The sequence below is a fragment of the Acinetobacter pittii genome, from assembly GCF_034067285.1.
In the GTDB taxonomy this organism is placed as follows: domain Bacteria; phylum Pseudomonadota; class Gammaproteobacteria; order Pseudomonadales; family Moraxellaceae; genus Acinetobacter; species Acinetobacter pittii_E.
The window spans coordinates 3,052,393-3,078,580 of record NZ_CP139286.1 but is presented as its reverse complement, the minus strand read 5'-3'; the positions used below and the strand labels follow the sequence as shown (position 1 = coordinate 3,078,580).

26 protein-coding genes and 1 pseudogene are annotated in these 26,188 nt (G+C 39.1%); 19 read left to right on the top strand and 8 right to left on the bottom strand.

Annotated elements, in window-relative coordinates; genetic code table 11:
* The first annotated feature begins 7 nt into the window (after nt 1–7).
* Genes rapZ through yjgA form a run of 3 tightly spaced genes read left to right on the top strand, consistent with a single transcriptional unit; the run spans nt 8 to nt 1,664 of the window.
* Entirely contained in the window at nt 8–859 is an 852-nt protein-coding gene (gene rapZ / locus SOI81_RS14525; RefSeq protein WP_002117179.1) for an RNase adapter RapZ, read from the top strand.
* A complete protein-coding gene (locus SOI81_RS14520; protein ID WP_000567533.1) occupies nt 856–1,125 on the top strand; it encodes an HPr family phosphocarrier protein in 270 nt (89 codons plus the stop codon). Before rapZ ends, SOI81_RS14520 begins: the two co-directional genes overlap by 4 nt.
* A 2-nt stretch (nt 1,126–1,127) precedes the next feature.
* The gene (gene yjgA / locus SOI81_RS14515) at nt 1,128–1,664 is read left to right on the top strand and encodes a ribosome biogenesis factor YjgA (protein WP_016142178.1); all 537 of its coding nucleotides are present in this window, start codon (nt 1,128–1,130) and stop codon (nt 1,662–1,664) included.
* 48 nt (nt 1,665–1,712) lie between these two features.
* On the opposite strand, the gene alkK is transcribed toward yjgA, so the two are convergent.
* Complete coding sequence (gene alkK, locus SOI81_RS14510; RefSeq protein ID WP_320540938.1) at nt 1,713–3,350, bottom strand: acyl-CoA synthetase; 1,638 nt, start codon at nt 3,348–3,350, stop codon at nt 1,713–1,715.
* Nucleotides 3,351–3,743: 393 nt separating this feature from the next.
* On the opposite strand from alkK, the gene thrS reads away from it, so the two are divergent.
* The 4 genes from thrS (at nt 3,744) to SOI81_RS14490 (ending at nt 7,557) form a co-directional block, all read left to right on the top strand.
* Complete coding sequence (thrS, locus tag SOI81_RS14505; RefSeq protein WP_016144362.1) at nt 3,744–5,666, top strand: threonine--tRNA ligase; 1,923 nt, start codon at nt 3,744–3,746, stop codon at nt 5,664–5,666.
* 5 nt (nt 5,667–5,671) lie between these two features.
* Entirely contained in the window at nt 5,672–6,223 is a 552-nt protein-coding gene (gene infC, locus SOI81_RS14500) for a translation initiation factor IF-3 (RefSeq protein ID WP_075383312.1), read from the top strand.
* 228 nt (nt 6,224–6,451) lie between these two features.
* Complete coding sequence (gene yfcG, locus SOI81_RS14495) at nt 6,452–7,072, top strand: glutathione S-transferase N-terminal domain-containing protein (RefSeq protein WP_239974791.1); 621 nt, start codon at nt 6,452–6,454, stop codon at nt 7,070–7,072.
* 56 nt (nt 7,073–7,128) lie between these two features.
* On the top strand, nt 7,129–7,557 hold the full coding sequence (locus SOI81_RS14490) for a YqaA family protein (protein ID WP_239974790.1): 429 nt from the start codon (nt 7,129–7,131) through the stop codon (nt 7,555–7,557).
* 40 nt (nt 7,558–7,597) lie between these two features.
* Here the strand turns inward: SOI81_RS14490 and nreB are convergent, their stop codons facing one another.
* Nucleotides 7,598–8,848, bottom strand: a complete 1,251-nt coding sequence (nreB, locus tag SOI81_RS14485; RefSeq protein ID WP_239974789.1) for a nickel resistance MFS transporter NreB — start codon at nt 8,846–8,848, stop codon at nt 7,598–7,600.
* Between the two features lie 38 nt (nt 8,849–8,886).
* On the opposite strand from nreB, the pseudogene SOI81_RS14480 reads away from it, so the two are divergent.
* The 3 genes and pseudogenes from SOI81_RS14480 (at nt 8,887) to rplT (ending at nt 9,653) form a co-directional block, all read left to right on the top strand.
* Nucleotides 8,887–9,076 (top strand): annotated as a pseudogene (locus tag SOI81_RS14480) (hypothetical protein).
* An 11-nt stretch (nt 9,077–9,087) separates the two neighbouring features.
* Complete coding sequence (gene rpmI, locus SOI81_RS14475; protein WP_002054552.1) at nt 9,088–9,282, top strand: 50S ribosomal protein L35; 195 nt, start codon at nt 9,088–9,090, stop codon at nt 9,280–9,282.
* An 11-nt stretch (nt 9,283–9,293) separates the two neighbouring features.
* Nucleotides 9,294–9,653, top strand: a complete 360-nt coding sequence (gene rplT / locus SOI81_RS14470) for a 50S ribosomal protein L20 (protein WP_000124858.1) — start codon at nt 9,294–9,296, stop codon at nt 9,651–9,653.
* A 28-nt stretch (nt 9,654–9,681) separates the two neighbouring features.
* Here the strand turns inward: rplT and SOI81_RS14465 are convergent, their stop codons facing one another.
* Complete coding sequence (locus SOI81_RS14465; protein ID WP_236698547.1) at nt 9,682–10,296, bottom strand: hypothetical protein; 615 nt, start codon at nt 10,294–10,296, stop codon at nt 9,682–9,684.
* A gap of 12 nt (nt 10,297–10,308) precedes the next feature.
* Nucleotides 10,309–11,301 carry a hypothetical protein gene (locus tag SOI81_RS14460; protein WP_320541587.1) on the bottom strand — a complete coding sequence of 331 codons (993 nt, stop codon included), beginning with the start codon at nt 11,299–11,301 and terminating at the stop codon, nt 10,309–10,311.
* 158 nt (nt 11,302–11,459) lie between these two features.
* Here SOI81_RS14460 and pheS point away from each other — a divergent pair, with 158 nt between their 5' ends.
* Genes pheS through himA form a run of 3 tightly spaced genes read left to right on the top strand, consistent with a single transcriptional unit; the run spans nt 11,460 to nt 15,147 of the window.
* A complete protein-coding gene (gene pheS, locus SOI81_RS14455) occupies nt 11,460–12,440 on the top strand; it encodes a phenylalanine--tRNA ligase subunit alpha (protein WP_320540937.1) in 981 nt (326 codons plus the stop codon).
* 32 nt (nt 12,441–12,472) lie between these two features.
* The gene (gene pheT / locus SOI81_RS14450; protein ID WP_320540936.1) at nt 12,473–14,854 is read left to right on the top strand and encodes a phenylalanine--tRNA ligase subunit beta; all 2,382 of its coding nucleotides are present in this window, start codon (nt 12,473–12,475) and stop codon (nt 14,852–14,854) included.
* Nucleotides 14,851–15,147: an integration host factor subunit alpha gene (gene himA / locus SOI81_RS14445; protein ID WP_000126166.1), complete on the top strand. Its 297-nt coding sequence runs from the start codon at nt 14,851–14,853 to the stop codon at nt 15,145–15,147. Before pheT ends, himA begins: the two co-directional genes overlap by 4 nt.
* A gap of 147 nt (nt 15,148–15,294) precedes the next feature.
* Here the strand turns inward: himA and SOI81_RS14440 are convergent, their stop codons facing one another.
* Nucleotides 15,295–15,537, bottom strand: coding sequence for a hypothetical protein (locus SOI81_RS14440; protein WP_017387628.1), 243 nt, complete (start codon nt 15,535–15,537; stop codon nt 15,295–15,297).
* Nucleotides 15,538–15,631: 94 nt separating this feature from the next.
* Here SOI81_RS14440 and SOI81_RS14435 point away from each other — a divergent pair, with 94 nt between their 5' ends.
* Complete coding sequence (locus tag SOI81_RS14435) at nt 15,632–15,757, top strand: hypothetical protein (RefSeq protein ID WP_080649508.1); 126 nt, start codon at nt 15,632–15,634, stop codon at nt 15,755–15,757.
* A gap of 190 nt (nt 15,758–15,947) precedes the next feature.
* Here SOI81_RS14435 and rho read toward each other — a convergent pair whose 3' ends face one another.
* Entirely contained in the window at nt 15,948–17,216 is a 1,269-nt protein-coding gene (rho, locus tag SOI81_RS14430; RefSeq protein ID WP_002117304.1) for a transcription termination factor Rho, read from the bottom strand.
* A 322-nt stretch (nt 17,217–17,538) separates the two neighbouring features.
* On the bottom strand, nt 17,539–17,865 hold the full coding sequence (gene trxA / locus SOI81_RS14425) for a thioredoxin (RefSeq protein WP_016142169.1): 327 nt from the start codon (nt 17,863–17,865) through the stop codon (nt 17,539–17,541).
* Nucleotides 17,866–18,141: 276 nt separating this feature from the next.
* Between trxA and ppx the strand changes: the two genes are divergently transcribed.
* Genes ppx through SOI81_RS14400 form a run of 5 tightly spaced genes read left to right on the top strand, consistent with a single transcriptional unit; the run spans nt 18,142 to nt 23,241 of the window.
* The gene (gene ppx, locus SOI81_RS14420) at nt 18,142–19,662 is read left to right on the top strand and encodes an exopolyphosphatase (RefSeq protein ID WP_239974785.1); all 1,521 of its coding nucleotides are present in this window, start codon (nt 18,142–18,144) and stop codon (nt 19,660–19,662) included.
* An 18-nt stretch (nt 19,663–19,680) separates the two neighbouring features.
* Nucleotides 19,681–20,502, top strand: a complete 822-nt coding sequence (gene accA / locus SOI81_RS14415; protein ID WP_016142167.1) for an acetyl-CoA carboxylase carboxyltransferase subunit alpha — start codon at nt 19,681–19,683, stop codon at nt 20,500–20,502.
* Between the two features lie 56 nt (nt 20,503–20,558).
* A complete protein-coding gene (gene tilS / locus SOI81_RS14410) occupies nt 20,559–21,839 on the top strand; it encodes a tRNA lysidine(34) synthetase TilS (RefSeq protein WP_320541586.1) in 1,281 nt (426 codons plus the stop codon).
* The gene (gene proC / locus SOI81_RS14405; protein ID WP_080649506.1) at nt 21,814–22,650 is read left to right on the top strand and encodes a pyrroline-5-carboxylate reductase; all 837 of its coding nucleotides are present in this window, start codon (nt 21,814–21,816) and stop codon (nt 22,648–22,650) included. The genes tilS and proC overlap by 26 nt, the downstream gene beginning before the upstream one ends.
* A 21-nt stretch (nt 22,651–22,671) precedes the next feature.
* Entirely contained in the window at nt 22,672–23,241 is a 570-nt protein-coding gene (locus tag SOI81_RS14400; protein ID WP_016142164.1) for a YggT family protein, read from the top strand.
* A gap of 53 nt (nt 23,242–23,294) precedes the next feature.
* Here SOI81_RS14400 and polA read toward each other — a convergent pair whose 3' ends face one another.
* Nucleotides 23,295–26,066, bottom strand: a complete 2,772-nt coding sequence (gene polA, locus SOI81_RS14395) for a DNA polymerase I (protein WP_320540935.1) — start codon at nt 26,064–26,066, stop codon at nt 23,295–23,297.
* Between the last annotated feature and the right edge of the window lie 122 nt (nt 26,067–26,188).

Sequence of the window (26,188 nt, the reverse complement as noted above, 5' to 3'; positions counted from 1 at the left end):
CCATGCCATGAAGCGTATACTTATCGTGACAGGACAGTCTGGTTCAGGAAAATCTTCAGCTCTCCAAGTATTAGAAGATTTGGGCTATTACTGTATTGATAATTTGCCTTTGGCATTGCTGCCTGAAATTGTGGCAAAGCTAGATCATGAAAATAACCTAGAGCAATTGGCATTAGGTGTGGATGTTCGAAGTACTCGTGCAGACATGCAAGAGTTTGATCATGTTTTTGAGCAACTACAAAAACATGGCACGGTTGATGTGATTTATCTCACTACCCAAGATCAGGACTTGATTGCACGTTTTAGTGCATCACGTCGTCCACATCCATTGGCTAATCGTTTTAAAAGTCTGTTGCAATGTATCCATGAAGAAAAGCAGTTGCTGCTCCCAATTCAGTTCCGTGCCACGGTTCATATTGATACAACAGATAAAAGTGTTCATGATTTAAAGCATATTTTACTGTCTAAATTGGGCCAGTCAGATAAGCTTATTGTCATATTGCAGTCATTTGGATATAAACATGGCATTCCTTTAGATGCTGATTATGTTTTTGATGTACGGCATTTACCAAATCCGCATTGGGATTTAGAATTAAGACGTTTTTCTGGTTTGGATGAGCCAGTAAGGCTATTTTTAGAAGCAAGTCCGCAAGCAAACGAAATGTTTGACGATATTCTTCACTTCTTAAAAAAATGGCTTCCAGCATTTGCTGAAGGACATCGTCACTATATGACGATTTCTATTGGTTGCACTGGGGGCCAACATCGTTCCGTTTATATCGTAGATAGACTAAAACAAGCACTTGAGGCAGAATGGTCTGTTCAGGTCTTACACAGAGAAATGAAGCACTGGTCATGATAGACACAACTGTTGATGTAATTAATAAACTCGGTTTACATGCTCGTGCATCAGGAAAACTGATAGAGGTCACTACAAAATTTCGTTCGTCGATCCAAATTGGAAAAGGCGATCATTTAGTAGATGCAAAAAATATTATGTCTTTGCTGATGTTAGGTGCAGGTAAAGGGACCACTTTGCGATTGGTCATTGATGGTACCGACGAAGAGCAAGCATTAAATGAAGTACAGGCGTTATTCGCCGCAAAATTTTATGAGGCAGATTAATCGTGGCACGTCGTCCCCAACGTTATACTGAAGAAGATTTTGGCTCTTTAGAAGGACGTGCAAGTAAGACAGAACAGAAAAAAGCAGTTCAACGTATGGCTGCTTTAGGCGAGCAGTTAGCACAACTTTCTATTAAACAGATTCAAAAACTCCCAGTAGATGAACGTTTAATTGATGCGTTAATGGAAGTACAGAACATTAGTTCTTTTGAAGCTCGTCGTCGTCAGTTTCAACGTATTGGTAAATTATTGCGCAATGAAGATGAGACCGTTATTTTGTCTTATTTAACTCCGCAGCAAGGCGCAAAAAAGCAGGCTCAATTGATGCGTTGGGTTGATCGTATGATCGAACAAGGCGATCCTGCAATTAATGAATTTAGCAAAATTTATAATGCCTCAGAGCGTCACACATTGCGTCAGCATGTGTTGAGAATCAAGCGTGATAAAAGTCAAGAAGTGAGTGAAGCAGAGCTTGAAGCATCAAAAGGTAAATTTGTTAACTATGTGCAGCAAATTGCCCTATTGTCTGATCAAGGCTAATTGCTCTTCAATAGTAAAAAAGCGACGCCTTGAGCGTCGCTTTTTTATTTATATATTTTCAGCTCGTTCTTTTGCCCATTCGCGCAAAATGAATTTCTGTAATTTACCTGTCGATGTTTTTGGAATTTCAGTAATAACCACATCTTTAGGTACTTTAAAGCGCGCTAACTCTTTTTGGCAATGTGCAATAATTTCTTCAGGTGTTGCCGTAGCACCCATCTTTAACTCAATAAACGCACAGGGTACTTCTTGCCAACGCGCATCGGGTTTAGCAACAACTGCAGCGGTTAAAACAGCAGGATGTTTATATAAAACATCTTCTACTTCTAAAGATGAAATATTTTCTCCACCAGAAATAATGATGTCTTTTGAACGATCAGTAATTTTTGCATAACCATCTGGATGACAAACAGCTAAGTCGCCGGTATGGAACCATCCACCTGCAAATGCTTCTTGAGTTGCTTGAGGATTCTTTAAATAACCTTTCATGACAATATTGCCACGGAACATAATTTCTCCCATGGTTTGTCCATCATTCGGGACAGGCTGCATTGTTTCGGGATCTAACACACGCATACTATCTTGTAATGGGTAGGGTACACCTTGGCGCGAATGAAGCTGGGCTTGTTCAGCAATTGATAGCTCATTCCATCCAGATTGCGAAGCACATAAAGCAGAAGGCCCATAAGTTTCTGTTAGGCCATATACGTGGTTTACGTTAATCCCCATGTTACGCATGCCTTCAATAATGGCAACAGGAGGAGCTGCTCCAGCCACCATAACTTCAACATGATGATCAAAGCTGGTTTGTTTTTCTTTAGGTAAATTAAGAATCATTGAAAGAACAATAGGTGCACCACAGAAATAATCAACTTTATGTGCGGCAATCAATTGCATGACTAATTCTGGATCGACTTTGCGTAAACAAATATTAGTTCCACCACTTGCTGCTATGCTCCATACAAAACACCAGCCATTACAATGAAAGAGCGGCAGTGTCCATAAGTACACAGCACGCGGTTTCATTCCGCAAGCGAGAATATTACTTGCAGCATTAAGATAAGCCCCACGATGATGATAGACCACACCTTTAGGATTGCCTGTAGTTCCTGAGGTGTAATTTAAGCTAATCGCATCCCATTCATCTTCTGGTAAATGCCAAGAGAAGTTAATGTCGCCTTGAGCGATCCATTCTTCATATTCAAAAGAACCTAAAAACTGGTTTTCACCTTCGTATTCTGTATCAGCTACATCAATCACAATAATGTGTTGGTTAGGAATCAGTGAGAGGGCTTCTCTTGCCAAATTTACAAATTCAGGGTCAACCAACAGTACTTTACTTTCTGCATGTTCCAACATGAAAGCGATTGTTTTTGCATCTAAACGTGTATTGAGGGTGTTGAGTACCGCACCAGCCATAGGAACTGCAAAATGCGCTTCAATCATGGCTGGAATATTTGGCAATAAGACAGATACAGTATCATTTTTTTCAATTCCCAATTGCTTGAGCTGAGATGCAAATTGGCAACAACGTTGGTAGGTTTCTTTCCATGAAATTTGGCGCTTACCATGAATAATCGAAGCTTGATCTGGATAAATATAAGCTGCACGCTCTAAGTAGCGTAGAGGTGATAACGCAACAAAGTTTGCCGGTGTACGCGGTAACTCATCATAAGCACTAACCATGTGAAACAACTCCGTGTTCTATTTTTAATTCATTCTTTGAAAATATGATTTAATATTCATCAAAGCATTTATGCTTTAGTCTTAAAGGGCGATACCTTCCAGTCAAAAAATGAGCAAAAATGCTATTTTCTTCATCTTAAACCACTTGTGCTAAATATATTTAAAAATCGCCCCAATATATTTTTTAAGTCATTTATTGCTGTTTACCTGATAAGCAAAATGTATTTATGATTTTATGGGCTCAAAGGTTTTCACATTGCTTGAACAAGTGTAAAATCTTTCAGGTTTTTTAACTTTGATTTACACCGTTTTTATATTTTGAGGTTCGCCTCGATCATAATCTCGCGGTGAAATGCTCCTTCGTATAGGGCATCACTCCTTAAGGATTTTTTTATGCCAATTATCACATTGCCAAATGGCGATCAAAAGAGTTTTGATCACGCTGTATCTGTTATGGAAGTTGCCCAAAGTATCGGGCCTGGTCTAGCAAAAAATACTGTTGCTGGCCGTGTAAATGATCGCTTAGTTGATGCATGTGACTTAATTACCGAAGATTCGACCTTACAAATTATCACTCCAAAAGATGAGGAAGGTCTTGAAATTATTCGCCATTCTTGTGCACACCTTGTAGGGCATGCTGTGAAACAGCTTTTCCCTGAAGCCAAGATGGTGATTGGTCCAGTCATTGAAGAAGGTTTTTACTACGACATCTGGATGCCACGTCCTTTTACATTAGACGATATGGCAGCTATCGAAGAGCGCATGAAAAAGCTCATCGATCAAGATTACGATGTCGTTAAAAAAATGACACCACGTGATGAAGTTATTGCTGAATTTACTGCGCGTGGCGAAGAATACAAATTACGCTTGATTGCAGACATGCCTGAAGAAACACAAATGGGCTTGTACTACCATCAAGATTATTTGGATATGTGTCGTGGTCCACACGTACCGAATACCAAATTCTTAAAATCATTCAAGCTCACTAAAATCTCTGGTGCATACTGGCGTGGTGATGCGAAGAACGAACAGCTTCAACGTATTTATGGTACAGCTTGGGCAGACAAGAAACAGCTCGCTGCCTACATCAAGCGTATCGAAGAAGCTGAAAAGCGTGACCATCGTAAAATTGGTAAAGCTTTAGACTTGTTCCATATGCAAGAAGAAGCACCGGGTATGGTGTTCTGGCATCCAAATGGCTGGACTATTTACCAAGTACTTGAACAATACATGCGTAAAGTTCAGCAAGACAATGGTTACCTTGAGATTAAGACACCACAAATCGTAGACTTTACATTGTGGGAAAAATCAGGTCATGCGGCGAACTACGCAGACAACATGTTTACGACTCATTCTGAAAATCGTAACTATGCGGTTAAGCCAATGAACTGCCCATGTCACGTGCAAGTTTTTAATCAAGGTTTGAAGTCTTACCGTGATTTACCAATTCGTTTGGCTGAGTTCGGTTCTTGTCATCGTAACGAACCATCAGGTTCTTTACACGGTATTATGCGTGTACGTGGCTTTACACAAGATGACGCCCATATCTTCTGTACTAAAGAACAGATCGGTCAGGAAGTTGCAGACTTTATTAAACTGACTTTAGATGTTTATAAAGATTTTGGCTTTGAAGAAGTGCAAATGAAACTTTCTACACGTCCAGAAAAACGTGTGGGTGATGATGCACTTTGGGATATGGCTGAAAAATCTTTAGCAGATGCTTTAGATGCAGCGGGTCTAGAATGGGAATTACAACCAGGCGAAGGCGCGTTCTACGGTCCGAAAATTGAATTCTCATTGAAAGACTGTCTCGGACGTGTATGGCAATGTGGTACTATTCAGTGTGACTTCAACTTACCAGAACGTTTAGATGCGTCTTATGTGACTGAAGACAATGATCGTGATCAGCCTGTAATGTTGCATCGTGCAATTCTTGGCAGTTTTGAGCGTTTTATTGGTATACTAATTGAACACTACGCTGGTTTCATGCCACCTTGGTTGTCGCCGTTACAAGCATGTGTCATGAATATTACGGATTCTCAAGCTGAAGCTTGTGAGAACGTCGTAGCAAAACTCAAAGAAAATGGCCTTCGTGCTATTTCTGACTTGAGAAATGAAAAAATCGGATTTAAGATTCGTGAGCGTACTCTAGAGCGTATTCCTTACCTGTTAGTTCTTGGTGACCGAGAGGTTGAAGAAGGTACAGTGAATGTGCGTACCCGCTCAGGAAAAAATTTAGGTACTATGTCAGTAGATGCATTCATTGACTTAGTGAAGTCTGCCGTCGCCGAACGTGGCCGGTATATTGTGGAGTAAGAAAGATTAAACAGCCTGACCGTAACCAACAACAAGGTGCAAAAAGCAACCGTCCAGCAATTAACGACGAGATCCGTGCAAAAGAAGTACGCCTCGTTGGTGCTGACGGTGAGCAAAAAGGAATTGTTTCATTAAATGAAGCACTGCGCGCTGCTGAAGAGGCAGATCTTGACCTAGTTGAGATCGTTGCAAACGCCGAGCCGCCTGTTTGTAAAATTATGGATTACAACAAGCACTTGTTTGACCTTAAGCAGAAGCAAAAAGATGCGAAGAAAAAACAGCATCAAGTGCAAGTGAAGGAAATCAAACTGCGCCCTGCAACTGATGTTGGTGATTATCAAGTTAAGCTTCGTGCTATTTTGAAATTCCTTGAAGAAGGAAACAAAGTGAAAATCACTTTACGTTTCCGTGGTCGTGAAATGGCTCACCAACAACTTGGCTTAGCTCAATTACAAAAGATTGAAGCTGATGTTGCTGAGTTTGGGGTTGTGGAACAAGCACCTAAAATGGAAGGCCGTCAAATGGGTATGTTACTTGGACCGAAAAAGAAAAAGTAATACTCAAAAAAAGCACTGCAAAAGCAGTGCTTTTTTATAACCTTATCATAATAAAAAAAGATGATTTAACTTTTATCTATTCAGTTTGATTTAAGACAGTTGCTATATTTTGAAAGAAATTCAATTCTTGAATTTTATGTATTTTTTAGTGTTGGAAATCTCATCGTCCCTCTTAAAACATGCTATAACGCAAGACGCAGTCATGATAACGATGAATAGGAAAATAGAATGATTGATCTATATTATTGGGGAACTCCCAATGGACATAAAATCACAATTGCCTTAGAAGAAATGGGGCTGGATTACACTCTTTACCCAATCAATATTTTAGAAAATGATCAATTTCAACCAGATTTTCTGAGAATTTCTCCCAATAATAAAATTCCTGCGATTGTTGACCAAGATGGACCTCGTGGTGAGCCAATTTCAATATTTGAATCAGGCGCTATCTTGCAATATTTAGGTCGGAAAACCGGATTATTTTATCCAACTGATGAGCAAGAGCGAGTTGAAGTTGAACAATGGCTCATGTGGCAAATGGGTGGACTAGGACCTATGCTTGGGCAGAATCATCATTTCAATCGTTTTGCCCCAGCAAAAATCCCATACGCGATCGAACGTTATGTAAATGAGACTAAACGTTTATATGGCGTATTAAACAAACAGCTTATTGGTCAGAAGTTTGTTGCTGGTGAATACTCGATTGCTGACATGGCAATTTTACCTTGGATCTTGCGCTATGAATGGCAGGGTATTCAATTAGAAGATTATCCTTATGTACAAGAATATGTTGTACGTTTAACGGCACGTCCTGCGGTACAAAAAGCATTGTCTATTAAAGTAGCCTGATTTTTGTCTGGATTTAATAAATGTTTAAAGCAAAAAATTATTTGGTGTAATGAGTTGTGCTAAGTTACTTTTTGCTGTTCTTGAGCGCTTTTGGCGCAGCGACATTGTTGCCTTTGCAGTCCGAAGCGGTCTTGGCAACCTTGTTGCTAAAAGATCAACATGCGGCTGTGCTATTAATAAGTGTTGCTACTCTAGGTAATGTGTTAGGTTCTTGCGTAAATTGGTGGCTAGGCCTAAAAATAGAGCAATTTAAACATCGTAAGTGGTTTCCGGTTTCTGAAAAGCGTTTAGAACAAGCTCAACGTTTTTATCATAAGTATGGTTTTTATTCTCTGCTTTTAAGTTGGACACCTGTGATTGGAGACCCAATTACTTTAGTTGCGGGTTTACTCAAAGAAAATTTTTGGCGTTTTTTAATTATCGTTTTGATTGCTAAAGCGGGGCGCTATATCTTTATTTATTGGGTAATTACGGATTTTATTTAAAATAAAAGCATCCGAAGATGCTTAAATTAAAACGAATTTATTAGTCTTCTGAGCTTTTTGTAATATCGACTTTAAATAAATCATTGGTTTTTAGCCAACAGAAAGTAACGACGACTAAAGTCATGCAACCACCAAAAATAGTTGCTGTAATCGTTCCCAAATATTTTGCTGCCAAACCTGACTCAAATGCACCAAGCTCATTACTTGATGAGACGAACATCCCGTTTACAGCAGCAACGCGACCACGCATATTTTCTGGCGGGAAAATTTGCAAAATAGTTTGTCTAACCACAACTGAAATACTGTCACAAGCGCCCGTCATTGCCAGTGCAAATAGAGACAACCACATATTTTTCGAGAAAGCGAATAAAATAGTGAATACTCCAAAACCAGCTACGGCAAGTAACATGTTACGCCATGCATGCTGAGTTGGTGGGAAGCGAGTCAAAGCAATCATAGTGACGAGAGCGCCAATAGAGGGTGCAGCACGTAAATATCCAAGTCCTTCTGGACCAACTTTTAAGATATCTTCTGCGAAAATTGGCAGTAATGCGATGACCCCACCAAATAAAACAGAAGCTAAATCAAGAGAAATCGCCCAAAGAACAATTTTAGTTTTCCAGATAAAGCGGAAACCATCCCCTAAACTCTCTAAAACATTTGCAGTTTCAATTTTAGGAAAACTACGCTTATGCAGTAAATTAATTAATATAAAACAAATGCCCAGTAACGCAGCAACACTAAATAGGCTTGTTTCTCGGCCTAAATAGGCCAGCATAAAACCACCAAGCATAGGCCCAATAATTACACCACTTTGCCAACCAATTGTCGTCCATGTTGCACCATTTGCATACAGCTCACGGGGAATTAAAAATGGCTTTAAAGACGTTGCAGAAGGATTATAAAAACCACGAATTGTACCCAAACCAAAAATGACTGCATAAATCCCCCAAGAAAGAAAATTTACGCTGATATGTCCTAAGCCATGTAAATGGAAAAGTAACCATAAAATTAAAGGAAGAGGAACCGAGAAAAATAAACAGATTTTCATAATAATCTGTTTATTAAACCTATCTGCAAAATAGCCACCCCAAAGGGAAAGGGCAATAAAAGGAATGGCTTCTGCAAGTCCGATTAAACCTAGAGTCAGTGGGTCTTTGGTGATTTGATATAGTGAATAGGCAACAATAATTTCTTGAATCAGAATTGCTAATGTTAAGCAAAATTGATTAATGGTAACAATTGAGAAATCTCTATAGCGTAAGGCGGCAAATGCATCATGTTTCTGCATTGGGAATATCGTATGTTGATAATTTGATCGTATTATAAATGGAAAAAAGTATAGGTGCTTTATTTATTATTGATATGGCTGCCATAGTTGAAAATCGAGAAAGTCTTTCTTTGCCCTCATAAAACAGTAACTAATAGTTTTAATTTTAGTCAGCATGCTATAAAATACGCGCTTCCTTACCTGCAGGTCGATTTTGCAATGGTGCAATCGCGCCGAACAGGTGCCTAAAAGAGGTTACTATGGCTAAGTTAAAAACTCGCCGTGGTGCAGCTAAACGCTTCAAAGCGACTGCAAACGGTTTTAAGCGTAAACAAGCGTTCAAGCGCCACATCTTGACCAAAAAATCTGCTAAACGTATCCGTCAATTACGCGGCTGTGTAATGGTTCATGTTTCTGACATGAATTCAGTTCGTCGTATGTGCCCATACATCTAAGGAGATTATAAATGGCTCGTGTAAAACGTGGTGTAGTGGCTCATCGTCGTCACAAAAAAATTCTTGCTCGCGCTAAAGGTTACTATGGTGCTCGTTCACGCGTTTACCGCGTAGCGTTCCAAGCGGTAATCAAAGCTGGTCAATACGCTTACCGTGACCGCCGTCAAAAGAAACGTCAATTTCGTGCTCTATGGATTGCGCGTATCAATGCTGGTGCTCGTCAAAACGGTTTGTCTTACAGCCGTATGATCGATGGCTTGAAAAAAGCTCAAGTGATCATCGACCGTCGCGTATTAGCTGACATCGCTATGCATGATGCAGTAGCATTTGCTGCTTTGGCTGAAAAAGCTAAAGGCGCATTAGCTGCATAAGCTTAGAGATTCAAAGAAAGACCGCTTTTTAGCGGTCTTTTTTATTATCAGGAATATTATATTTTTCAGATAGTGTCGTAGACAGCTCTTGTACTCTAGAATTAGCTTGTGTGCATTGTTGCTTTAAGTCTATATTGATGGCATTTAAAGCGGTATTTGTTAATTCGTTCTGAAAATATTGCATACATATTTGATTACGTTCTAAATAAAGTTTCTTTAAAGATAGGCCTTGTTCTGTTTTAATGTCTAACTGCGCTAGATTTGTATTATCTTCTTTTAATAGACTAATTCTCATTTCATTAAGTTCTTGTTTAAGTTTTTTTGTTTTATCCAATTGCTTTTGTAATAATTCAAAATTTTCTTTTATTAATTGTGTTTTATTATTAAGTGGTGAAAATATAAAATCGTTAATCTTGGAGTTATTTTCAGACCATTGTTGAGCTAAGGCTGAATACTTGGGGTGCTCTTGATTTTCAATGGACTGTAATTGCTTTAATTCTTGTTGAATCTGACTCAGTGTAAATTCTATTACAGGGAAATTAACGGAACTTTTTTCTTGGTTTGAAATACTTTGTTGTGCGTATGCGTTAATGGAACATAATGCAATGAGCGTTAGGAGTAATCTTTTATATATCATTTTCATATATTCCTGTGGTTAAAGCCCAAAATAATAAGCCAAAGCACAAATAATAATGGTTAAAATAATGAGTTTAATAACGCCTGAACCAGTGCCTTTATGGTGGTGAGATTTCAAATGTTGTGGATTTTCATTTGATTGCTCAAATGGAGATGACTTAACTACAGGTACCATCTGTGCAGTCTGATAATGGTTGGCAACCTTTACAATAAGCTTGGCAAATAAATCATCAGTTTTTTGTGTAAAGTTTCTTAAATTGATGAGTTGCTCTTGATCTAGTTCTTCTCCTAAAGGATCATTTGCAAGGCGTTTTTTTTGTTCTAAATAATCAACTAATGCTTGTGTACGAGACAAAAGTTGATGGGCATAATCTGCGGGATAACTCTCAGGAATTAGGGCAAGTTTTGGCTTTAAGCTTTTAATATTTGTTCCATCAAAAAGAGTATTTTGAAGTTCTGGTTCCTCAAAGCCTGTCGCATATTTGCTACGGAATAATTCACTCTCCATAAAGTCGGCTATTTCTTGCCATGGTGGATTTTTTAGATCAGCTTCAATTTTTTTTGATAATTTCTCATTTAATTCAAAACGCCAGAATGTCTCTAGGCGTAATTCACAGGTTTGTGAAGAAGGAGCTTCGAACTCGTTATCATTGTTATACCATTCGGCAAGTTCATGGCCAAAAATCCATGCAAACTTCTTATCATTTTGATGACTCACAATAAAATGAGTATAGGGTAAGAGTTCGACGTTACTGTTTGGATTTTGCTCTTCATTGAGAAGGCTTGATAAATGTAGGCTAAGCTTGAGGGCGCCTTGTTTTTTTAATGCTTCTAGCCAAACTTGGAAATGTTGAGCCAATAAATGCTGTGAAGTTAAGTCACGAAACTGAAAACTATGATGGTCGAAAATATGATGTTGTCGCCATTGGTTAAAGCTTAAATTCTGACGGAGGTATTCATTACCATATGTCACAAGCGTAAGTTGTTGTTTCCAAATCTGATTAAGCGCCATAATAGTTGATCTCATTGACGATGCTATTATCTTATACGTTTTATCTTTTTGTTGCCTAATACATTTTTCATGATGGATAAACTTCATCAATTCTATGAAAAACTGTTAGAATGCAGTGTTTTATTATATTTTTTAAATTTGTTGCTTTGAGAGTTAATATGTCACTGGAAGCCCTGACCACAGAAGCGCTTGCTGCCATTGCAGCAGCTCAAGACCTTGTTGCACTTGATCAGGTACGTGTGCAATTTACAGGGAAAAAAAGCCAGCTTGCAGAACAATCGAAAGCATTAGGGAAAATGGACCCTGAAGAACGCAAAGTACAAGGTGCTGCGATTCATGCTATTCGAGAAACAATTAATACTGCATTAACAGAACGTCAAACGGCATTACAACAGGCAGCACTTGCACAAAAGCTAGCAAGTGAAACGATTGATATTACATTGCCGGGCCGTGGTCAACGTATTGGTACAATCCATCCTGTTACTCAGGTACAAGAGCGAATTTGTCAGTTCTTCACTAAAGCTGGCTTTACTGTTGCGACTGGTCCAGAAGTTGAAGATGACTATCACAATTTTGAAGCATTAAATATTCCTGGTCACCATCCAGCACGTGCTATGCACGATACATTCTACTTTGATGCTACTCACTTATTACGTACGCATACCTCTGGGGTGCAGATTCGTACAATGGAAACAAGTGAGCCACCGATTCGTATCGTATGTCCAGGCCGTGTTTACCGTTGTGATTCAGATCAAACGCATTCGCCAATGTTCCATCAGATTGAAGGTTTATACGTTGCTGAGAACACGAGCTTTGCTGAATTAAAAGGTTTATTGATTAACCTGCTTAATGAATTTTTTGAAAAAGATTTAAAGGTTCGTTTCCGTCCATCTTATTTCCCATTTACTGAGCCAAGTGCAGAAGTAGATATTATGGATGAACGTGGCCGTTGGTTAGAGGTTTTAGGCTGTGGCATGGTACATCCAAATGTATTACGTGCTGCGGGTATTGATCCTGATAAATACAAAGGCTTTGCTTTTGGTTTAGGGGTAGAGCGTTTTGCAATGTTGCGTTATGGCATTAATGACTTACGTATGTTCTACCAAAATGATGTGCGTTTCTTACGCCAATTTGCCTAACAGTTTTTCAGGATTAAAAAAGGTTTATAAAGATGAAGATTAGCGAAAATTGGCTACGTACGTGGGTTAACCCGGCAATTGATAGCGAGACATTGTCTGATCAGTTGACTATGCTTGGTCTTGAAGTGGATGAACTCGCGCCTGTTGCAAAGCCATTTACTGGTGTCGTGGTTGGTGAAGTTTTAACAGTTGAGCAGCATCCAGATGCAGATCGTTTGCGTGTAACAACAGTGAATATTGGTTCAGGTGAGCCTTTACAAATCGTATGTGGTGCACCGAATGTTCGTGCTGGCATGAAAGCTCCAGTTGCAACGATTGGTGCTGTATTACCCGGCGATTTTAAAATCAAAAAAGGTAAACTTCGCGGAGTTGAGTCACAAGGCATGCTTTGTGGGGCTTCTGAAATTGATCTTGAAGATAAAATTGATGGTTTGCTTGAGTTACCTGCCGATGCTCCGGTAGGGGTAAACATTCGTGAATATCTAAAACTTGATGATAACGTTATCGATATCAGTATTACACCAAACCGTGGTGATTGTTTCAGTATTCGTGGAATTGCACGTGAAATTGCAGTGATTAACCAACTGCAAACGAATGAGCCTGAAATCAAATCGGTTGATGCGACAATCGCTGATGAGAAAAAAGTAGTCATCAGCACAGATGGTGCTCCACGCTACTTAGGACGTGTAGTTAAAAACGTTAATGTAAAAGCTGCAACACCAGAGTGGATGGAACAGGCTTTAGCACGTTCAGGAATTCGTACTCATAGTATTTTAGTTGATGTAACCAACTACGTCCTCATGGAATTGGGGCAGCCAATGCATGCTTTCGATTTAGCTAAAATCGAAGGAACTGTACAAGTTCGTCAAGCTAAGCCGCAGGAAAAACTACAGCTTTTAAATGATCAAGAAGTTGAATTACAAGAAGATATAATGGTTATTGCTGATGACCAGAAAGCTTTAGCAATTGCCGGAATTATGGGTGGTCTAGCATCTAGTGTAACCGATGATACAACTGACATTTTCTTAGAAAGTGCTTTCTTTGCGCCACTTGCTATTGCTGGACGTGCTCGCCGTTTTGGTTTACACACAGATTCTTCGCAGCGTTATGAACGTGGTGTGGATTTTGAATTACCGTTAATTGCAATGAATCGTGCTTCTCAGCTTATTCAAGAATTGGCGGGCGGTGAGTTTGGCCCAATTACTGTAGCTGAAAAAACTGATCTACTTCCTAAACGTGAAGCAATTGACCTTAAGCAGGCTCAGGTAGACCAATTATTAGGATATCAAGTCGCGGGTGAGTTCATTGCGGATGCCTTAACTCAATTAGGCTGTAAAGTAACTGTTAAAGCTGAAGGTGAGTGGAGTGTAATCCCTCCATCACATCGCTATGATATGGCTATTTATCAAGACATAATTGAAGAAGTAGCGCGTATTGATGGTTATGACAATATCCAAATTAGTTTACCAACTATGGATGTTAAATTAGCTAAATACCAAGACCGCTTTGAAATTGCAGAGTTACGTCAAACTATCGTAAGTTTAGGTTATCAAGAAGCAATTAGCTTTAGCTTTGCCGATGCAAAACTTGAAAAGCAATTAAACCCACAAGTAAATCCATTAATGCTAGCAAATCCAATTTCAAGTGATTTGGCTGCGATGCGTAGTACTTTGCTTTCAAGTTTAATTCCTTGCGTACAATATAATCTTAACCGTCAGCAAAGCCGTGTTCGCTTCTTTGAATTAGGGCTACGTTTCGATTATCAAAATGCTAAAAGTATTGAAGATCTAAAACAGATTCCAACTTTAGCTTTGGTTGCAGTAGGTTCACAACAACCAGAATCTTGGCATGTTAAGCCGCAGCCAATGGATTTCTTCGACTTCAAAGGAGAGATTGAAGAGATTTTAGCTGCTGGTCGTGTCAAAGTTGAATATGTGCGTTCAGAGCGTGCATGGTTGCATCCAGGACAGTCTGCTGAAATTTTAGTTGATGGACAATCAATTGGTTACTTAGGCCGTCTGCATCCATCTTTAGAAAATGAGTTAGACTTGAGCACAACTTGGGTTGCTGAACTTGATCAAACTGCCGTTTTGCAATCTTATGTATCTAATTTTACAGAATTATCACGTTTTCCTTCGATCAGACGTGATATTGCTCTTTTAATCTCTGATAATATAAATGTTAGAGATATTCAGCAGTTAATCGAAAAAACTGGTGGAGAGCTTTTAGACTCTACATGGTTATTCGATGTGTATACGGGGCAGGGTGTCGAAGAAGGTAAACGCTCATTAGCGTTTGCGTTATTATGGCAACATCCTTCACGTACGCTTGAAGATGCTGAAATTAAATCTGGTATGGACAATATAATCCACGTGTTGGAAAACACTTATCAAGCGACATTGAGGGCCTCATGACAGCATTAACTAAAGCAGACATGGCTGATCATTTAAGTGAGTTAACCAGCTTAAATCGCCGTGAAGCAAAACAAATGGTCGAGTTGTTCTTCGACGAAATTAGCCAAGCGCTTATTGCAGGAGAGCAAGTTAAGCTTTCTGGTTTTGGTAATTTCGAATTAAGAGATAAACGCGAACGTCCTGGACGTAATCCTAAAACAGGCGAGGAAATTCCGATTTCTGCGCGCCGTGTGGTTACTTTCAGAGCGGGTCAGAAGTTTAGACAACGCGTTGGAAATGAGCAGATCGATTGATCTGCTTTTTTTTATATTTATATTTTGGATAGCTTTATATAATTTTATTTGGCAGCAATATAGGGCTATTTAATATTGGAAAATCAAAAATTAGATGTAAAAAAAGAGGACAAAATGTCCTCTTTTTTATCTAATCTAGAATATAGATTAGTGTGCAGCAGAAGCAGCAGCAACGTCAGAAGCAGCAGCAGCAACGTCAGAAGCAGCAGCAGCAGTTTCAGAAGCAGCAGCGTCAACAGCTACAGCAGCTTCAGAAGCAGCAGCAGTAGCTTCAGAAGCAGCAGCTACAGCTTCAGAAGCAGCAGCAGGAGCTTCTTCTTTCTTAGAACAACCAACGAAAGCTAAAGTAGCAGCAACAGCAGCAGCAACAGCGAATTTTTTGAATAACATGGCATCACTCTCACAAAAAAGATTTGAGATTAAAAAAACCTAAGTTGGACTGTTTTGCTTTTATTATTCCTAAAACGTAGCTAGGTAACAACGCATGGAGCAGTCTAACTGGTCTGCCGCTATGCTATCACTGCAAATGTCGAAATACTACTGTCGCTTGTCAAAAAAACGTATGAAAAAGAGAAAAACAGACTGTTTTTTAACAGAAAAAAACAATTAACTGACTACTATATATTGGAAAAGGTAGAGATAAGTTACTAAAAAGAATCAACTTTTTTATATAAAAATATTTATTATCAAAAGCTTATAAATAATTTTACATAAAAATCAACGAAATGTATTTTTGTGTAAAGCTTGTCAACCAAATAAAAAACCACTCAAAAGAGTGGCTTTTATTAAGGTTTGATCAATTAAGTTGAAGCTTTACGTTTCATTTGATCAAAGAAATCATCGTTTGTTTTGGTTTCTTTCATACGGTCAAGTAAGAATTCCATTGCTGCCAACTCATCCATAGGATGGAGGAGCTTGCGAAGAATCCATACTTTACGTAATTTATCTTCATCCATTAAACGTTCTTCACGACGGGTGCCTGACTTCTTGATATTCATGGCAGGGAAGACGCGTTTTTCAGCAATACGGCGATCAAGCGTAATCTCTTGGTTACCTGTACCTTTGAACTCTTCATAAATGACGTCATCCATTTTACTGCCTGTTTCAATCAAAGCAGTTGAGATGATCGTGAGTGAACCGCCTTCCTCAATATTACGTGCAGCACCGAAGAAGCGCTTAGGACGTTCTAATGCATGAGCATCCACACCGCCCGTTAACACTTTACCTGATGACGGGATAACGGTGTTGTAAGCACGTGCAAGACGGGTAATAGAGTCAAGAAGAATCACAACATCTTTTTTATGTTCAACAAGACGTTTAGCTTTTTCAATAACCATTTCTGCAACTTGTACATGGCGAGCTGGAGCTTCATCAAATGTTGAGGCAATAACTTCACCGCGAACAGTACGTTCCATTTCAGTTACTTCTTCTGGACGTTCATCAATGAGTAGAACGATCAGAAATACTTCTGGATTGTTTCTAACAATCGATTGAGCAATATTTTGAAGTAACATTGTTTTACCCGCTTTAGGCGGAGCAACAATAATAGAACGTTGGCCTTTACCAATTGGCGCAACTAAATCAACAACACGAGCAGTTAAATCTTCTGTCGTACCATTACCTAATTCCATAACCAATTGTTCGGTTGGGAAAAGGGGAGTTAAGTTTTCAAATAAAATTTTATTTCGAGAATTTTCTGGCGTGTCGTAGTTAATCTGGTTAACTTTGAGCAACGCAAAATAACGCTCACCTTCTTTTGGAGGGCGAATAGTACCTGTGATGGTATCACCTGTACGCAAGTTAAAGCGTCGGATTTGTGAAGGACTCACATAAATATCATCCGGACCTGCTAAATACGAACCTGCGGCAGAGCGCAAAAAACCAAAACCATCAGAGAGAATTTCGAGAACGCCGTCACCAAAAATTTCTTCGCCATTCATCGCATGGCGTTTCAAAATGGCAAAGATAATATCTTGCTTTCTGTTACGAGCCATACCTTCCAGGCCCATAAATTCAGCAATTTTAATTAGTTCGCCGATTGGTTTTTTCTTGAGTTCAGTTAAATTCATAAGGGTCAGAATTAGGAAAGAGTAGAGTGTGGTTTAAAAAGAAGAAAAATCGCTCGCATACAAAAAAGATTATCGCAATTGTATTTACACAATAACAATTCAGAAGTCTGATTAATTGTTTCGAAGAGAAATGTGAAAAAACAATTTCTGTTGCCGAGTGGCGATCTTTATGTTTGTGTCTTGTAAGAAGCCGGACGAAGATGATTCCCTTCAGTGCCTCTTGAGCATGCAATATAAGCCAGCCTAGCTAATTTGTCAATTTATAGCCGAAAAAAATACGCTATAAAAAAGTATAGCGTATTTTCTTTTTTAGCATTTTGACTTAAACGTTTTCATCAATAAAGCTAACAAGTTTAGAGCGAGGTACAGCACCAATTTGTTGAGCTACAACTTCACCATTTTTGAAAAGTAATAAAGCAGGAATATTGCGGATGTTGTATTTCACCGCAGTATCTTCGCAAGAAGTCACGTCAACTTTAACAATTTTTACTTTACCAGCATATTCGCTTGATAAGTCTTCAAGAACAGGTGCGATCGCTTTACAAGGTGCACACCATCCTGCCCAGAAGTCTACAAGTACAGGTGTTTCAGAATCTAAAACATCTGCTTGGAAGTTATCATCAGTTGTATTTACAATAGTCGCAGACATGGTACGGCTCCAATTTTTAGAAAAAAGTGCTATTACAGGAGAAAATGATCTCTATCAGTATTACATAGCTACTTAGTTCAATGTAAGGGTTTGATGCTATTATTCAAGGCTTATCTAAATTTGTCTAATGGATGCTCACGATATTCATCATCGACTTGTACAATCAACTTATAAATAGAAAAATTTAAATCACAGCTAATTGTTGATGAAAATGGCTTTTCAATTGCATTCTTGTGAATTACTCTAGGCGTGAATTGTTATGGGTTTAGTTCAATAATGTCTGACTTTCTGATTGATGAAGAATTACTTGCCGCCATAGATATGGGGTCGAACAGTTTTCACCTTGCAATTGCACGGGTAGATCATGGTGAAGTTAAAAAAGTTGCTTCGATGTCAGAAAAAGTACAGCTTGCAGCTGGTTTAGATGAGAATAAAAACCTAACGGAAGCCGCTCAGCAACGGGGCCTAGCATGTTTGGCCCGTTTTGTTGGGAGGTTAAGTTCTGTTCAAGCAAATCGTTTAAGAATTGTGGCGACCAATGCCTTGCGTCAGGCAAAAAATGGTCATGAATTTATTCAAAAAGCGGCAGAAATTTTACCTAAACCTATTGAAATTATTGCAGGGCGAGAAGAAGCACGTCTGATTTATCTTGGCGTATCACATACCATGGCAAATGGTGGACGACGTTTAGTTGTAGATATTGGTGGGGGTTCTACCGAATTTATTATTGGTGAAGAGTTTGAGCCTATTTACACTGAGTCATTGCAAATGGGATGCGTGGCTTATACAAAAGCCTACTTTGCTGATGGTGAAATTACACAAAAAGCTTTTGATAAAGCAGTAGTTGCCGCCCGTAAAGAACTTTCAGCTATTGCAACAACTTATAAAATGGAAGGTTGGGATACTGTTGTTGGTTCTAGTGGAACTATTAAAGCTTGCCGCCAAATTATGGTGAATATGGGCTTAAGCGATGAACAAGAAAACGTTACTCGAGAAGGGTTGTATAAACTCAAAGATAAATTACTTAAGTTTAAAAATATTTCTGAAATTGATTTTGAAGGACTTCGAGAAGACCGACGAGCAGTTTTGCCAGCCGGATTGGCAATTTTGTACGCAGTTTTTGAAGTTTTAGAAATTGATCGTTTGGCATATTCTGATGGTGCATTACGTGAAGGCGTCATGTATGACCTATTAGGTCGTTTTAAACATGAAGATATCCGCGATCGCAGTGTACAGGCCTTAATGGGACGTTATAACGCTGATCCAAAACAAGCAGAAAGAGTTGTAAATACAGCACAACAATTATTTGATGGTGTTGCAGAGTCGCTTAATTTAACGAGTGAAGACAGTGACTTACTGCGTCGAGCTGCCTATTTGCACGAAATTGGTTTAGCGATTAGTCATGGTGGGTATCACCGCCATGGTGCTTATTTATTGCAGCATTCTGATATTCCTGGTTTCTCACAAATTGATCAAAATCATCTTTCACATTTAGTTGCGCACCACCGTCGTAAATTACGAAATGATGTAAAAAATGAAATTTTGAAGGCTGGTGGTCATAAATTACTTTATCTATGTTTATTACTTCGCCTAGCAGTTTTACTCAACCATAGTCGCAGTGATCAGATGCTTCCTGCCATTGAACTAACCATCATAAATGATCAACAATGGCAGCTTAGTGTTTCTGGTGATGCCAAACAATGGCCATTGTTAGTTGCCGACTTGCATGATGAGCAAGAGCAGTTTAAGCATTGGGACATTGAATTGAATATTCAGTCGGAAAAATTTATCGATTAAAGGGATAATATTCGACCTATGAAAAAAGCTACTCAGTCCAAAGCGTGGACAACGGTTCAAATTGCACGTCATCCTGATCGTCCGCAATTTCTAGATTATGTCGGTGAAATCTTTACAGAGTTTGATGCCTTGCATGGTGATCGTTTGTTTGGTGACGATGGTGCGATGGTAGGTGGTCTTGCTCGTTTTGATGGTCAGCCTGTGATGGTCATTGGACAACACCGTGGTCGTAGTACCCGTGAAAAATTAAAGCACAACTTCGGTATGGCTAACCCAGAAGGTTACCGTAAATCTCAACGCCTATTAGATATGGCTGAGCGTTTTAATCTTCCGGTTTTCACCTTTATTGATACGATGGGTGCTTACCCAGGTGTAGGTGCTGAAGAGCGTGGACAAGCTGAAGCAATCGCAACGAGTCTTGCTCAACTTTCAAGTTTGAAAGTTCCTGTTGTTGCAACAGTACTTGGTGAAGGTGGTTCTGGTGGTGCTTTAGGTATTGGTGTTGCTGACCGAGTAATTATGTTGTCGCATAGTATTTATTCTGTGATTTCACCAGAAGGCTGTGCATCTATTTTGTGGAAAACTGCTGAAAAAGCGGCTCAAGCAAGTGAAGCTTTAGGTTTGACAGCAGATAAACTACAATCTCTAGGTATTGTTGAATATGTAGTAGATGAAGGTGAAGGGGCTCATTTAGACCCTGAGCAAGTCATGCAAAACCTAAAAGTAGTTTTGAAGCAAGCTTTGGAAGAGTTGCTACCAATGGATGCAAATGAACGATGCGAAGCACGTTATCAACGTTTAATGAAGTTTGGCAGCGAAAATTTAGGCATCACGTCTTAAAACAGGCTCAAGAGTTTTTAGAAAATAATACTTTTCTTATCGGATGTAGTGGCGGCATGGATTCAATGCTGCTGCTACATTTGATGTCTCAAATTTTCCCTCAAAAGATCCGAGTAATTTACATAGATCATCAACTGCAATCAAAAAGTGCAGAGTGGGGAAAACTCGTTGCTAAACAGGCTACGAGTTTAAATATTCCTTATATTATTCAGAAAGTTCAAGTTACCGACGGTAATTTGGAAGCTCAAGCACGTCAGGCACGCTATCAAGCTTATCGGCAACATTTGCAGGCCAATGAAATTTTAGTGCTTGCTCATCATCAGCAAGACCAAGCTGAAACAGTGATGTTACGGTTATTATCGGGTGCAGGTGTTGATGGGCTAGCTGCTATGCAGTCTATTGATCATCGTGTAGATATGACAATTTGGCGACCCTTTTTAGATTTAACCCGTGAGCAAATTGTCGAGTGGACTACTCAGCTTGAGATTGAGCATGTAGTTGATCCTACAAATTATGATATCCATTATGATCGGGCATGGTCGCGTGAAGAACTTTGGCCATTTTTACAAAACCGATTTCCAAAAATGCAGCAAGCCCTTAGTCGTACCAGCTATTTGATGCAAGACGCTTCTGAAATTTTAGAAGAAGTTTTAAAAGTTGATCTGCAAAATTGTGGTACGGACGAATGTTTGGATTTAACTCAGCTATTAAAATTATCCTATGCACGTCAGCGTCAATTACTTTCGTTTTGGATGAAAGGTGAGGGGCAATATCGACCTGCATTTGAAATGGTTGAGCGTTTAAAAAATGAAGTAATTGATTCAAAGTCTGATGCACAGGCGGCATTACACTGGAACCAGTTTTATTATGTTCGTTATCAACATCATCTTTATAGGTTGAGTAAACACATTTATCTTGCTGAAAAATTAAATCCAGTTGAAACCGAGACAGAGCATTATTTCCAAATGGGGGAAATAGTGCATTGTGCTTCAGGATATTTTCAAATTACACAAACAAATATGGGTTTATCTTCATCTTTATTAAAGAAAAATTTAAAAATAATTCGACGCCAAGGTGGTGAAAAAGTCCATTTATATGGTCGCGTTGGGCAATGGCCATTAAAAAAAGCAATTCAAGAAGCACATATTTTGCCTTGGCTTCGTCATACAATTCAAATATTAGTCATAGATAATGTTATGCTTGGGGTTTTTACACCGAAAGGATTTTGGTTGGCTCAGTCTCCGTATTGTGAGCAAGGAGGATGGCAACCAGATTTAATTTCTTATTCTTGTAATCTGGTAAATGGCGAATATGGTTATGACAAGTGCAGTAAATAGTAATATCTGTTTTATTGGTGGTGGTAATATGGCCCAAGCTTTGATTGGCGGGCTTATTTCAAGAGGTTTACCGCCAACACGTATTACCGTTTCAGATCCTGTTGAGCAAATCCGCCAACTATTGCAAGAAAAAGAAGTCCATGTGACACAAGATAATGTGGCTGCAATTCAAAATGCTGATGTTGTTGTACTGGCAGTAAAACCACAAGTTTTGGCGACTGTTTTACGTCCTTTAAAAGGTCTGTTATCAGATAAATTGGTCATTTCAATTATTGCTGGTGCTGAAATTCAAACGATATCAAACTTAATTGATAGCAATCGAATTGTTCGAGTAATGCCAAATACGCCGGCTCTAGTTCAAACTGGTGCGCATGGTATCTATGCAAATGAGGTAGTTGGTACTTCTGATCGTGAATTAACAAGTCAGATTTTAGCAGCCACAGGTTTAACAATTTGGGTAAACTCCGAAGCTCAAATTGATGCGGTAACAGCGGTTTCTGGCTCAGGTCCTGCATATTTCTTTTATCTCATGGAAAGTATGATTCGTGCGGGTAAAAACTTAGGACTTGACGAGAAAGTTGCAACTGCGTTGACTCTTCAAACGGCATTAGGTGCAGCTCAAATGGCAATTACCAGTTCAAATACTCCTTCTGAACTACGTAAGAACGTGACGTCACCAAATGGTACAACTCAAGCTGCACTTGAAGTTTTTGACCGTGCACAAATCTCCCAAAATATTCAATCTGCATTGGCTGCTGCACAGAAGCGTAGTCAAGAATTGGCTCAAGAATTGAGTGACAGTGCGAAATAGCTTAAATAGGATAAGACAACTATGGGTGCAAATTCTGCGCTAATTTTTGGAATTTTAATTAATGTCGCGATTTTATTGGTCTTTTTCCGTTTTTTAATGCAATTGGCGGCAGTAAGTCCTTATAATCCTGTGGTTTTATCGACCGTAAAGGCGACTAAAATTGTTGATATTTTTGGCCGAATTTTTCCGACGGTCGCAAAAGGCCGATTTAATTTGGCTGCGTTGGTTCTTTTAATTATTTTATATTTACTGAAAATTTTCGGTGTGATGTATCTTTCTGGTTCTATGCCAAATAGTCCGGTTCATTTAGTGATACTGACTTTTGTGACAATGATTCAGGACTTAATTCGTTTCTGCCGTTATTTAATTTTTGCAACAATCATTTTGAGTTGGGTGGTTATGTTCACTCAATCACGTTCACCTTATATTGAAGTAATTCAAGATTTGGCTGAACCTTTACTCGCGCCATTCCGTCGTATATTGCCTAATATGGGAATGATTGACTTATCTCCAATTTTAGCGTTTTTAGCGCTTTATATTGCCGAGATCCTCATGAATGAAGTGGCTAAAGTTCTTTTAACTGGACTTTAAGTTAACGCAAGAAAAAAGGGCTGTATTTCACAGCCCTTTTTTATTTTTGCTAATTAATGAGCATCATCCCAATTTAGCCCTTGTCCAACTTCAACAAGTAAAGGTACAGAAATTTCTACAACAGATTCCATGACAGTTGCGATTTGTTTGGAGAGTTCTTCGGCAATGTTTTGATCTGCTTCAAATACTAATTCATCGTGTACTTGAAGAAGTAACTTCGCTTGATCTTTTGGCAAGATTTTATCAACTGCAATCATTGCAAGTTTAATAATATCAGCCGCACTACCTTGTAAAGGGGCATTGATCGCAGCACGTTCAGCAGCTTTACGCACCATCACATTTCGTGCATCAATATCAGGCGTATAAAGACGACGACCCAATATGGTTTCAACAAAGCCTTGCTCTGATGCAACTTGACGTGTGCGTTGCATATATTCATAGATGCCAGGATAGCGTTGGAAATATTGCTTAATATAGTTTTGCGATTCTTGACGTGTAAAGCCTAATTGACGAATCAAACCAAACTCAGACATACCATAAAGTAGGCCAAAGTTAACGGCTTTCGCTTGACGGCGTTGGTCATTGGTCACATCTTCGATATCAATATCCAATACTTCGGCAGCAGTACGGCGGTGAACATCTTGCCCATGCTGGAACGCATGCACTAACGCTTCATCTTGAGAAAAATGAGCCATTAAACGTAATTCAATTTGCGAGTAATCGGCAGCCAATAGTACTCGGCCTTCCGGTGCAATGAATGCTTTACGAATTTGACGGCCAATTTGTCTACGAATCGGAATATTTTGTAGGTTAGGATCAGAAGAGGAGAGACGGCCTGTCGCTGTCAGTGCTTGGTGATAGCTCGTATGTACGCGATGCGTGTCGTTATGAGATTGCTCAACTAGACGATCGGTATAGGTACTTTTTAGCTTTGCTAAACCACGATGCTCTAAAATAATTTCCGCTAAAGGATGTTCAATTTTTTCTAAAACACTTTCACTAGTGCTGTATTGCCCAGTTGCAGTTTTTTTGCCGCCTTTGATTCCTAATTTATCAAATAGTATTTCGCCTACTTGTTTAGGTGAAGCAATATTAAAAGTTTCATCTGCAATTTCCATAGCCTGATTTTCGAGGCCCTCCATGGTTTTTGCAAATTCAACGCTTAATTTATCTAAGAATGCATGGTCTAGACGAATACCATCTTCTTCCATACCCGATAAAATACGGGCAACTGGCATTTCGATGTTATATAAAATGTTTTCTAGCTCTGGAAAGGGCTTAAGTTTGTTTGAAAGCACTTCATACAAACGATAAGTCACATGCGCATCTTCTGCGGCATAATGAGCAGCAACTTCAATCTCAATTTGATTGAAAGTCTTTTGTTTAGCGCCCTTACCAGCAATTTGTTCAAAGGTGGTGGTTAAGTGGCTTAAGTAGACACGAGCTACATCATCCATGCCGTGACGAGTCGCTGCTGCATTTAAAACATAAGATGCCAGCATGCTATCGAAATACCAGCCTTTAAGTTCTATACCATGATTGGCAAAAATATGAGCATCATATTTAAGATGATGACCGATTTTTTTAATTGCTTCATTTTCTAGCACAGGCTTAATTTGAGCCAGAATTTGATTACGATCTAGTTGCTGCGGTGCATTTTCATAATTATGTGCTAAAGGAACATAGTAGGCATCTTGTGCATCGAAGGCGATTGAAAAACCAACCATCTCGGCAATACGGTAGTCCAGACTTGTAGTTTCTGTATCAATAGCAAAATGATCGGCATTTTGCATACGTTGCCAAAGTTGATCCCATGCTTCTTGCGTTAGAACCGTATGGTAATTTGCAGTCCCAAGCTGGTCATCTTGACTGGTTAAGCTTGCTTGATCTTCAGTTTCTATAGATTCAGCTGGTTTAACTTCATTTTGAACAATAGTTTGTGAAGCTTGTTGTTTATAGCTTGAGCTATTTGGATTGTTTGGATGATCAAGTGACTGTAACTGATTTCTAAATTCAAGCTCAGTATACAAATTACGTAGAGCCTCTACGTTTGGATCAGTAAGCTTTAACTCATGCCAGTCGAGTTCTAAAGGAAGATCACAAACAATGCTGGCTAACTGGTGATCAAGCTTAATATTGTCTAAATTATCTTTAATATTTTGGCTAATCTTGCCTTTAAGTTGATCTGCATTGGCAATGATATTGTCTAAAGTGCCATATTCAGTCAGTAACTTTGCTGCTGTTTTTGCACCTACGCCAGGCACGCCCATAATGCCATCAGATGCATCGCCCATGAGTGTTAAGTAGTCGATAATTTGATTTGGCCAAACACCAAATTTTTCAAATACACCGTCCGTGTCGAGTACGCGATCTTTAAAACTATCTTCAAGTTTTACATGATCATTGACGAGCTGAGCCATGTCTTTATCTCCGGTTGAGATAAGTACATGATGGCCTTCGAGTACGGCACGTTTTGCAAGTGTACCGATAATGTCATCTGCCTCTGCGCCCGGCAGACTATATAAAGGGATACCTTGCGCTTTAATCAATGCATGCAAATATGGAATCTGCTGTGACAATTCTTCCGGCATGGTTGGACGATCACCTTTATAAATAGGTGAAAGTTTATGACGGAAAGTAGGCTCAGGTGTATCAAAAATGACAGCCATATGTGTTGGCTGCATGCGGCGCATTAGTTTTTGAATGGCAGAAATTGCCCCACGTATTGCATTGGTATGTAACCCTGTAGAGGTCGTCAATGGTGGTAATGCATGATATGCACGAAATAAAAAATAGGACCCATCAACCAAGACAAATGGTGGCATTGAACAATTCCTTAATCTGAATTACGGGTATTTTACGTGAAAACGGCTATGAATGCAGGTTTATGATTTTTGCAGTATTTTGTATGTATAAATATACGCTTGTATTGCCTTGAAGTAAGATG

Coding starts and splice junctions, on each gene's coding strand:
- SOI81_RS14465 (WP_236698547.1), bottom strand. CDS start 10,296: ATGAAAATGATATATAAAAGATTACTCCTAACGCTCATTGCATTATGT.
- pheT (WP_320540936.1), top strand. CDS start 12,473: ATGAAGATTAGCGAAAATTGGCTACGTACGTGGGTTAACCCGGCAATT.
- SOI81_RS14520 (WP_000567533.1), top strand. CDS start 856: ATGATAGACACAACTGTTGATGTAATTAATAAACTCGGTTTACATGCT.
- tilS (WP_320541586.1), top strand. CDS start 20,559: ATGGATTCAATGCTGCTGCTACATTTGATGTCTCAAATTTTCCCTCAA.
- SOI81_RS14400 (WP_016142164.1), top strand. CDS start 22,672: ATGGGTGCAAATTCTGCGCTAATTTTTGGAATTTTAATTAATGTCGCG.
- nreB (WP_239974789.1), bottom strand. CDS start 8,848: ATGCAGAAACATGATGCATTTGCCGCCTTACGCTATAGAGATTTCTCA.
- rho (WP_002117304.1), bottom strand. CDS start 17,216: ATGAATTTAACTGAACTCAAGAAAAAACCAATCGGCGAACTAATTAAA.
- pheS (WP_320540937.1), top strand. CDS start 11,460: ATGTCACTGGAAGCCCTGACCACAGAAGCGCTTGCTGCCATTGCAGCA.
- SOI81_RS14435 (WP_080649508.1), top strand. CDS start 15,632: ATGGAGCAGTCTAACTGGTCTGCCGCTATGCTATCACTGCAAATGTCG.
- rplT (WP_000124858.1), top strand. CDS start 9,294: ATGGCTCGTGTAAAACGTGGTGTAGTGGCTCATCGTCGTCACAAAAAA.
- proC (WP_080649506.1), top strand. CDS start 21,814: ATGGTTATGACAAGTGCAGTAAATAGTAATATCTGTTTTATTGGTGGT.
- SOI81_RS14460 (WP_320541587.1), bottom strand. CDS start 11,301: ATGGCGCTTAATCAGATTTGGAAACAACAACTTACGCTTGTGACATAT.
- accA (WP_016142167.1), top strand. CDS start 19,681: ATGAAAAAAGCTACTCAGTCCAAAGCGTGGACAACGGTTCAAATTGCA.
- yfcG (WP_239974791.1), top strand. CDS start 6,452: ATGATTGATCTATATTATTGGGGAACTCCCAATGGACATAAAATCACA.
- rapZ (WP_002117179.1), top strand. CDS start 8: ATGAAGCGTATACTTATCGTGACAGGACAGTCTGGTTCAGGAAAATCT.
- alkK (WP_320540938.1), bottom strand. CDS start 3,350: ATGGTTAGTGCTTATGATGAGTTACCGCGTACACCGGCAAACTTTGTT.
- polA (WP_320540935.1), bottom strand. CDS start 26,066: ATGCCACCATTTGTCTTGGTTGATGGGTCCTATTTTTTATTTCGTGCA.
- trxA (WP_016142169.1), bottom strand. CDS start 17,865: ATGTCTGCGACTATTGTAAATACAACTGATGATAACTTCCAAGCAGAT.
- himA (WP_000126166.1), top strand. CDS start 14,851: ATGACAGCATTAACTAAAGCAGACATGGCTGATCATTTAAGTGAGTTA.
- thrS (WP_016144362.1), top strand. CDS start 3,744: ATGCCAATTATCACATTGCCAAATGGCGATCAAAAGAGTTTTGATCAC.
- SOI81_RS14440 (WP_017387628.1), bottom strand. CDS start 15,537: ATGTTATTCAAAAAATTCGCTGTTGCTGCTGCTGTTGCTGCTACTTTA.
- rpmI (WP_002054552.1), top strand. CDS start 9,088: ATGGCTAAGTTAAAAACTCGCCGTGGTGCAGCTAAACGCTTCAAAGCG.
- ppx (WP_239974785.1), top strand. CDS start 18,142: ATGTCTGACTTTCTGATTGATGAAGAATTACTTGCCGCCATAGATATG.